The organism is Microcoleus sp. PH2017_24_DOB_U_A, assembly GCF_020738205.1.
GTDB lineage: Bacteria > Cyanobacteriota > Cyanobacteriia > Cyanobacteriales > Microcoleaceae > Microcoleus.
Map to the genome: position 1 here is coordinate 80,166 of NZ_JAEQCT010000023.1, position 7,847 is coordinate 88,012.

Genomic DNA, 7,847 nt, shown 5'->3' on the forward strand with positions numbered 1-7,847 from the left:
TAAAGTCCTCACTACAAACCTATTGTAGTATGGCTGCTGAGAATTGTCCACTGCATTAACTGCTGCCATTCCGGAGATTGAGTTAATAAATCTGCATCCAATTCATTGCCAGTATCCTGCGAAAATTCCGTAAAACACTCCGCCCAATTAATTACTGTTTCCACTGGCAAATAAGGCGTATAATTCCAAGAACGCTGCAAAAATTCTGCCATCTCAACAGGATGACCGGTGCGGTGCAAATACCAAGCAATCCAAACCAACGTACTGTACTTGATTTGCTTTTCCAACAAACGTATTTTATCCGGCACTTCGGGCCGCGCAAAAAAATTGTCCATTACCGCCGCCAAGGATTTAGCCTGCGGTAAACCTTTGTACATGGCACTTTGTTCGTGCTGGCGGTAGCAAACTGTTATTTGTCGCAGCCACTCTGTTTCGCATCCCATTAAGGCTAAACGCAGCGCTAAATCTGTATCTTCGGCTGGTGGAAATCGAGGATCGAAACCGCCCGCTCGCTCTAACCAATGGCGGCGAAACATCATCGCGCTGGGCAATACTGGTTTCCACCGCAGCCACATTTCTAAGTCTAATTTAGGGACGTTTTCCCAGGGTTTGACATCTTTGATAGGTTCGCCTATGCTGTTGACTTGACGCCAGCCGCTGTGGACTATTCCTAGATTTGGTTGCGCTCTAAATACAGCAATTTGTGCTGCTAATTTCTCGGGTAAAAAGTAGTCATCTGCATCGAGAAAGGCGATGAATTCTCCTTGCGCTAGTTCGATGCCGCGATTTCGGGCAATGGAAACTCCTTGATTTTGTTGGTAAATGTAGCGAATGCGATCGCCATATTGCTCTAAAACTAATTTGGTGTCGTCTCGGGAACCGTCGTCTACTACAATAATTTCCCAGTCAGTATAGGTTTGGTGCAGCACGCTATCTACGGCTTGGCCGACGTAAGCAGCACAGTTGTAAGCCGGAATCACCACGCTTACCTGCGGAGTTCGATCGCTCATCATGAATATCAAGTCCGAAGCATTAGAATCTATACAGGCTGGGCGGATTTACTAAAATCCCTGGCTGTGAAATCCAGAAAAATTATACACTCGCGCCTCAAAGATTTATTTATCAAATCTAGTTGCGTCTTTATTATAATACGTCTAAGGTGCGCCAGAGACTGACGCACCGGATAAGCGATGCTTTTTGAGCATAAATTTGGTTCAAGAATTTGCCAAAGTAAGTTGGCGCGAATTCAGTAAATCGTGGGGGCGAATTCCTAAAGGGTTGCGATCGCCTTTTACCTTTAAATACTTCTGAGCTATTTGCAAAACCTGTTCCGGATTGGGCGGCTTGCTCAAAAAATCGGAAGCACCTGTAAGTTTGGCTCGCGTGCGATCGATTATACTGTCTTTACCAGTCAAAAACACGATCGGAGTTTCCCGAAAACTCGGTGTTTGTCGCAAAAAATTACACAAAGCAAAGCCGTTTGTCTTCGGCATTACCACGTCCATAAAAATTAAAGCAGGCTTTTGTTTGGCAATGATGCCCACTCCATCCATCGGATCTTGAATTTTTAGAACTCGATACCCCGCCGGCAATAAAATTTGCTGTAAAAATTCGCATACTGTCGGACTGTCATCGATACAGGCAATCAAAGGGCGAACCTGCCCAGCCATCGACGCAGCAAGGCGCCACTGTTCTATAGGCGACGGTAAGTCTGGTACTGTGCGGAAATTTACTAAACCCTGCTTCATGTAATTAACTAAAGCGCGAGTTGCGACTGTCACGCACTGCTTTTTCTTCAATGCAATATCCCAAAGAGTATTCTCGCCGTTAAATACGTTAGCCAAAGCTATCAAAGAGTTAGAACTAAATCGATTTTCCTGCAACTGGGCAGACGCTTTTAAAAGGGGTGCTTGTTCTGGTTCTACCAGCCACAAACCCATGCCTTTCCACTTCTGCCAAATTAGTTCTGTAGAGTACATAATTTGTTCTACTTCCGTTACAGACAGCAGCAAAGAAGAGATTACTTTAGAAAAATATTTTTCCGACGGACGCCACTCCCGACGCAAACCCGATTGACCGATCAGAGCAAAGAATACTTCGGAAACGCTGCTGTGGACGATCGCCTTAGCTTGTTGCAAACTCATTTCGCTGGCCGCTAGCCCTTGCTGAATCAGTTGATATTCCCACAGTTCCCGAGCTTCGAGATCTCTAAGATCCACTTGAAAGTTGCGACAGTGTTGTCCAATAGCCCTGTACCAGCGCCTCGCTCTGTGCGCTCCTCCTGTGGCATAAACCAAACTACCCTGAAAAAAGTATAGTTGCCACTGTTGCTCACCTTGCTCTAATAGCAGTTTTCCCGTTGCTTGTTTCTGGCTGAGGACTGCCAAAGTATGAGACAGCATTTTGTACCCGATTGCGGTAGCAGACATATCAACTCGCATCCCCTGTACTCCTGTTTTCCCTATTATATCGCTGCTGAGTTTGGGAAAAAAACAGTAATATTACTGAATTGTGTTCAAAAAAACACACTACCTGATGCGAGTTTAACCCGATCGGGTATTCATACAATTTCTCCAAAATAATGCAACTATAAGTGCGATCGAAATCCTTAATTGATCCGGTATTCCGAAATCTTAAATCTCAAATCTCAAAAAGGTATGATTCCCCTCGGGAGTTTTAGCTATAAGGATGCGTTGACAGTTGACTAATAACTAATGACGTTGGACGTTCGCTCGGGGGAGACGCTGGCAAAACATGACGTTGGACGTTGGACGTTCGCTCGGCGGGGACAGCAAAACATGACTAATGACTAATGACTAATGACTAATGACTATCTTTGGGAGGTACGGGATCGTAACCCCCTGGATGAAAAGGATGACAGCGCAAAATGCGCTTAACTGCGATCGCTCCGCCGCGGGCCGCCCCAAATCTTTCTATGGCTTCGATCGCGTATTGGGAACAAGTGGGCTGAAATCTACAGGCGTTAGGCAAATAAGGAGAAATCCCCATTTTGTAGCCTCGAATTAATCCGATTAGCAATACTTTCACAATCTTGACCTCAACGCTTGATTAAATTAATCGCAAAATCTTGTCCCATACCGCTGAAAGCTAGGTTAATCCACAGCATCCCCAAAGGTTCCAACAATCTAGCTTGTTTGAGTGTCCCTGCATCTACAACTTCAAATCCGATATCTTCCGCAAGATTGGTGACAATTTTCTTCGCATCTGCATTGTCTCCGCAAATAAAAGCAGTTGCTGTTTGCGAACCGAACTGCAAGTTTTCACGCACAGCTTGCGCCAATGTTGTTAAACGCTTTCACAACTTGCGCTCCGATCGCCCATTTGGCAATTTCTTCGCCTGCGGAGGTAGTGTATCCGATTGTCAGTCCAGCAGCAAGTCCAGCGGGTGTCATCTCGATCGGGTTAGTTGCGTCAATGATAATTTTGCCAGTCAAATCTCCGGCTTGTGCGATCGCCTCTTGCGTGCCATTCCAACGCGTAGCTAAGATCGAAACTTGACCGTGACTTGCAGCTTCCCCAACGCTAGCGGCTCGCGCATTTCCTCCTGTAGCTTCCACAGCAGACTGCACTTTTGCACTCTGCGGATCTCTGACCCCAAATACAATGGAGTGACCTTTTGCTGTTAAAATGCGTCCGAGAGTTCCGCCAACATTTCCCGCGCCAATTATACCTATTTTCATTTTTACCTCTTGGATAGCTAAAAGACAATTTGAGGAGACAATATGGTACTTGTTTCGGAGTTTGCTACTTGACCAATACCTAAAAAATTACCATCAGGGTCGTAAACCTGCAAGGGATAGGGAGGTTCGGGTATTGGGTTTTCGGGGGAATTGTTCAGAGTTTCCTCTGCTGCGATCACCATTTCGGGAATGGGGAGGCGCTGTCCTTGAAACCAGCGTTTGGTATATTCAGGAGAAAGGACGATCGCACCTAAGTGTCTCAAAACCGCCGATGGCAAAATCGGGCTGAATGTATTCTCCTGCAATTGCACTTCTAATTCTTCAAACGTGAGACTTTGGTCGATCGAGAAACCGCTGCTTTCGGTGCGAGTCAAACCAGCCAAAGTACCGCCGGCATTCAAGAGTGCGCCCAAGTCCCGGGCGATCGCCCGAATGTAAGTACCCGCCCCGCAGGCGATCGACAAATCCAATTCTGGAAAATCGCCGGGCCGCCAATCCAAGATATCCAGCCGAAACACCTCAACATTCCTAGCCGCAACTTCCACAGTTTCGCCTTTTCTAGCTAACTCATAAAGCCGTTTTCCTCCCACCTGAACCGCACTAAAACTCGGCGGAAATTGTTCTATTTTGCCGATAAAATTCGGCAGTGCAGCTTGCACTTGTTCTAAACTCAACTCCGGGACAGGTTTAGAATTCAGGATTTCTCCTTCTAAATCGTCCGTAGCGGTAGTTAAGCCAAACCGAATCGTACCTCGGTAAGCTTTGTGGTGTTGGAGGAATTGCAGCAGTCTGGTTGCTCTTCCCAGGGCGATCGGCAAAACGCCAGTCACAGCCGGATCGAGAGTTCCTCCGTGCCCCACTCGTTTGAGTGTCAATATTCGGCGCACTCGCCCCACGCAGTCGTGAGATGTCATGCCCGCAGGTTTGTTGAGATTGAGAAAACCGTCAATAGTCATTAGTAAGAAGGAAGAAGGAAGTTCGGCAAGGGATTGTATAACGGATGTAACTCACATCTTGTACCATTCTCAAGAACAGGCAAGATGCCTGTTCCACAAAAGATGATTTTTCTGGTGGAACAGGCATCTTGCCTGTTCCTCAAGGGCTTATCGACATTGGTGCAAGATCTCAGATGTAACGGATTTAATGAAAATCGATTCGAGGGAAAATGGAACAAGGAACAAGAAAGAAGGAAAAAGAAAAGTTTTGAGATTACTTTGTTGGTCGCAACGCTTCCCGGTTTTGAGTTAAAAAGTTAAATATTGAAACTTAAAACTCAAAAGAACCTGCAAGCCCAATTACCAATTACCAATTACCAATTACCAATTACCAATCCCCATTCCCAATTAAAAAATAAAGTCCGTCCGAGAGATAGTAACTCCCAATACAGTAGCCAGAGTTTCCTTGGTACTTGTAAACTGAACAATTGTACTCGGCACGGTTCCGGGCCCAGCAGAAATGGTGAGTTCGGCAAAAGTGAGGTCGGCTCTCAAGCGAATTTTATCCGTACCAACAGTAAAATCGGTAATCACATCGCCATCTGCCGATCGCCCGATCGAAAAAGTATCATTCCCTGCGCCACCAGTTAAAGTATCTCTGCCGCGATCGCCCGACAAACAATCATCGCCCAGGCCACCAAACAGCGAGTCATCGCCGGCACCGCCAAAAAACGTATCATTGCCCGCGCCGCCCAACAAAGTATCGTTGTCTTGGTTGCCAAACAGCAAATCATTGCCATCATCCCCGCTTACCGAGTCAGCACCTTTCCCCCCGTAGAAAGTATCGTCGCCCGCGCCGCCCAAAACGCTGTCGCGGGCTGCACCGCCGAACAGCAAATCATTACCAGCGTCGCCCTGTATTGAGTCGTCGCCGTCACCGCCGTAGAGGCTATCGTCTCCCCCCAAACCTAAAATGCTGTCAGCGCCTCCCAAACCGAAGATCAAGTCAGCGCCGGCAGTACCGCTGAGGGAGTCAGGGCCGCTGGTGCCATTGCGAGCGGTAGCAGAGCCTCCGGGTCTGGTACCCGGGCTGGTTGGGGTTGGGGTTGTGATTACGATCTTAACTGGTACTGCTGATGGCATGGTTTTGAAGACTGGTAGAAATTTGCCATTCTAACTTAGCCTAAAAGCGTAAGTTACAGAAAGTACCACGAACACCAGGTGTCTTCAGGCGGGGAAGTGTTCAACAGTTGACAGTTGACAGTTGACAGTTGACAGTTTGAGAGCGACTTCTACCCTTAAGTCCGAGGATTGGAGTAATGAATAGTCTGATTTTAATTTCTCCCTCACTCGTGAGAGGCTTTCAACCAATTATTTCTGGTAAAAAATCTGTTAGCAGCGTTGCTTGTTTGAGGATAAATTCAAGTAGCGTTGGCTGGCAAACAATTCTGCATTTAAATTGCATATTTGGAGCGGCGTCTGACCAACGGCTCACTCCTGGTTTGATTATTTCTTGATGTCCAATTTCAGTGCTGAGCGAGCCGATCGCCTTTGACGAAATAAATCTGCCCATCAATAGTTACGATCCTATAGTTTGGCAGTTGGTTCAATACATAAAATTTAGGTATAACCTTCATTCAGTTGACAGTTGACAGTTGACCTGGGACAGCGACCTCTACCTGGAAGTCCGAGGATTGGAGTAATGAATAGTCTGATTTTAATTTCTCCCGATCGGGGACAGGCTTTAAACCAATTCTTTCTGGTTTAATTTTTATTAAAGATTACAGTTATAGTAAAATTAAATATATGCTACAAGTAGGCTATAGCTTTTAAGAGATAAATGAGAGGCGCGAAAGAATTATTCCTCACCAGCTTGACCGCTATTACTATGAGTTGGGGATATGTCACCGTCATTCAGCGGATACCGGGGGCGATCGCCCAGACAAAGGTTCCGATGAGACTGCAACACGGGGAAGGAACCTATACCCTTACGGTGTCAGAGACGGACACCACAAAATCTGCCTGTGGGGGTCAGTTGCGCCTCTATGACGTGCATATTGCTAAGATGTTTGAGGTGACCTATGCTGATTGCCAGGAGATACCTAGGGCTGGCTTTAGAGATTGGGAGTACAGGGCCGGAAATGGCAGAATTAGCATGGGGACATTCAGAATCACCTGTCAGTTGGCTGGAGATATTGCGAATACTTACGGTTTAGGCAAACCAGAGCGTAGTGCGATCGAATATTCTCAGGAGGAGGCTGGGCGGCCAATATCAAGGACTCGTTCTATCCCTATTTTAGACATTACTGGCAATAAAGTCGATCGCTGGCTGAATTTTGTGCAGAGTTTTCGACCAATATAAAGAAATAGGCTTGGGTTAGCGCTATTTGTCATTGCGAGCGTCCCCGCGAAGCAATCGCAGAGATTATGGCATTTCTCAATTAAGTAAGGTCCGTACTGAGCAATTACCTTGTCAACCCAAGCGTATTGCCATATAAAAATAACTTCTAGGAGGCTATAAAAATGACAACCCTATCGAACGAACAAACAGCGATTATCCGTACAGAAAGAGGACTGTCCATCGCAGGTACGCGCATCACTATCTACGACATCATGGACTATGTGACGGCTCAATATCCGCCTAAGTTTATCAGAGGATTATTTGACCTTACAGAAGAACAAATTAACGCAGCTTTAGCTTATATTGAGGCAAATCGCGCTGATGTTGAAGCCGAGTATCAAATTGTTCTTAAGGAAGCTGAGGAACTGCGACTATACTACGAAGAAAAAAATCGCGATCTGATTGCTCGAATTGCGGCGCAACCACCAAAACCAGGAACGGAAGTGGCTTGGGAAAAACTTCGAGCGGCTAAGGCAAAACGTGAGGCTAAAGCATGATTTTTTTGATAGATCATAATCTCAACGGACACGCCATAATTTTCTTTGGTTCTATTGCTAATCAAGGTTGGCTTGATATCATCCCAATTCGTTTTGTCACCTTTGCACAAATGGAATTACCCATCAATAGCGATGATAGAGTAGTTTGGCGGCTTGCTCAAGAAAATAAGATGATTTTGCTCACAGCTAATCGCAGTATGAAAGGTAAGGATTCTGGCTCTCCAGAACTTATGGTGATAATTTTATCTAATGCAAGAAACAAGCTAATACGCGATTTCTAAAATTATCAAAATTAGAAAAGCCATACCCTTGT

General features: G+C 45.9%; 12 protein-coding genes. 4 read left to right on the forward strand and 8 right to left on the reverse strand.

What is annotated here, in order from left to right:
• Window positions 1-11: 11 nt before the first annotated feature.
• The 6 genes from JGK07_RS04760 to truB form a co-directional block, all read right to left on the reverse strand.
• Window positions 12-1,010, reverse strand: coding sequence for a glycosyltransferase (locus JGK07_RS04760; protein WP_293180806.1), 999 nt, complete (start codon window positions 1,008-1,010; stop codon window positions 12-14).
• 204 nt (window positions 1,011-1,214) lie between these two features.
• A complete protein-coding gene (locus JGK07_RS04765; protein ID WP_293180752.1) occupies window positions 1,215-2,429 on the reverse strand; it encodes a response regulator in 1,215 nt (404 codons plus the stop codon).
• Between the two features lie 394 nt (window positions 2,430-2,823).
• Window positions 2,824-3,048: a membrane protein insertion efficiency factor YidD gene (yidD, locus tag JGK07_RS04770; protein ID WP_293180755.1), complete on the reverse strand. Its 225-nt coding sequence runs from the start codon at window positions 3,046-3,048 to the stop codon at window positions 2,824-2,826.
• Window positions 3,049-3,058: 10 nt separating this feature from the next.
• Window positions 3,059-3,289, reverse strand: a complete 231-nt coding sequence (locus JGK07_RS04775) for a hypothetical protein (RefSeq protein WP_293180758.1) — start codon at window positions 3,287-3,289, stop codon at window positions 3,059-3,061.
• Entirely contained in the window at window positions 3,282-3,701 is a 420-nt protein-coding gene (locus JGK07_RS04780) for an NAD(P)-binding domain-containing protein (RefSeq protein ID WP_293180761.1), read from the reverse strand. The genes JGK07_RS04775 and JGK07_RS04780 overlap by 8 nt, the downstream gene beginning before the upstream one ends.
• 17 nt (window positions 3,702-3,718) lie before the next feature.
• Complete coding sequence (gene truB, locus JGK07_RS04785; protein WP_293190160.1) at window positions 3,719-4,657, reverse strand: tRNA pseudouridine(55) synthase TruB; 939 nt, start codon at window positions 4,655-4,657, stop codon at window positions 3,719-3,721.
• 84 nt (window positions 4,658-4,741) lie between these two features.
• On the opposite strand from truB, the gene JGK07_RS04790 reads away from it, so the two are divergent.
• Window positions 4,742-4,957, forward strand: coding sequence for a hypothetical protein (locus tag JGK07_RS04790; RefSeq protein WP_293190162.1), 216 nt, complete (start codon window positions 4,742-4,744; stop codon window positions 4,955-4,957).
• A gap of 87 nt (window positions 4,958-5,044) precedes the next feature.
• Here JGK07_RS04790 and JGK07_RS04795 read toward each other — a convergent pair whose 3' ends face one another.
• Window positions 5,045-5,779 carry a calcium-binding protein gene (locus JGK07_RS04795; RefSeq protein ID WP_293180770.1) on the reverse strand — a complete coding sequence of 245 codons (735 nt, stop codon included), beginning with the start codon at window positions 5,777-5,779 and terminating at the stop codon, window positions 5,045-5,047.
• Between the two features lie 220 nt (window positions 5,780-5,999).
• Window positions 6,000-6,209 carry a hypothetical protein gene (locus tag JGK07_RS04800; protein ID WP_293180773.1) on the reverse strand — a complete coding sequence of 70 codons (210 nt, stop codon included), beginning with the start codon at window positions 6,207-6,209 and terminating at the stop codon, window positions 6,000-6,002.
• Between the two features lie 267 nt (window positions 6,210-6,476).
• On the opposite strand from JGK07_RS04800, the gene JGK07_RS04805 reads away from it, so the two are divergent.
• The 3 genes from JGK07_RS04805 (at window position 6,477) to JGK07_RS04815 (ending at window position 7,815) form a co-directional block, all read left to right on the forward strand.
• A complete protein-coding gene (locus JGK07_RS04805; RefSeq protein WP_293180776.1) occupies window positions 6,477-6,998 on the forward strand; it encodes a hypothetical protein in 522 nt (173 codons plus the stop codon).
• 161 nt (window positions 6,999-7,159) lie between these two features.
• Window positions 7,160-7,534 carry a DUF433 domain-containing protein gene (locus tag JGK07_RS04810; RefSeq protein WP_293180779.1) on the forward strand — a complete coding sequence of 125 codons (375 nt, stop codon included), beginning with the start codon at window positions 7,160-7,162 and terminating at the stop codon, window positions 7,532-7,534.
• A complete protein-coding gene (locus JGK07_RS04815) occupies window positions 7,531-7,815 on the forward strand; it encodes a DUF5615 family PIN-like protein (protein ID WP_293190166.1) in 285 nt (94 codons plus the stop codon). Before JGK07_RS04810 ends, JGK07_RS04815 begins: the two co-directional genes overlap by 4 nt.
• The last annotated feature ends 32 nt before the right edge of the window (window positions 7,816-7,847 follow it).

Bases quoted from the DNA above. Each gene is read 5' to 3' on its own strand.
- JGK07_RS04760 (WP_293180806.1), bottom strand. From the start codon at position 1,010: ATGAGCGATCGAACTCCGCAGGTAAGCGTGGTGATTCCGGCTTACAAC.
- JGK07_RS04765 (WP_293180752.1), bottom strand. From the start codon at position 2,429: ATGTCTGCTACCGCAATCGGGTACAAAATGCTGTCTCATACTTTGGCA.
- JGK07_RS04780 (WP_293180761.1), bottom strand. From the start codon at position 3,701: ATGAAAATAGGTATAATTGGCGCGGGAAATGTTGGCGGAACTCTCGGA.
- truB (WP_293190160.1), bottom strand. From the start codon at position 4,657: ATGACTATTGACGGTTTTCTCAATCTCAACAAACCTGCGGGCATGACA.
- JGK07_RS04790 (WP_293190162.1), top strand. From the start codon at position 4,742: ATGCCTGTTCCACAAAAGATGATTTTTCTGGTGGAACAGGCATCTTGC.
- JGK07_RS04795 (WP_293180770.1), bottom strand. From the start codon at position 5,779: ATGCCATCAGCAGTACCAGTTAAGATCGTAATCACAACCCCAACCCCA.
- JGK07_RS04800 (WP_293180773.1), bottom strand. From the start codon at position 6,209: ATGGGCAGATTTATTTCGTCAAAGGCGATCGGCTCGCTCAGCACTGAA.
- JGK07_RS04805 (WP_293180776.1), top strand. From the start codon at position 6,477: ATGAGAGGCGCGAAAGAATTATTCCTCACCAGCTTGACCGCTATTACT.
- JGK07_RS04810 (WP_293180779.1), top strand. From the start codon at position 7,160: ATGACAACCCTATCGAACGAACAAACAGCGATTATCCGTACAGAAAGA.
- JGK07_RS04815 (WP_293190166.1), top strand. From the start codon at position 7,531: ATGATTTTTTTGATAGATCATAATCTCAACGGACACGCCATAATTTTC.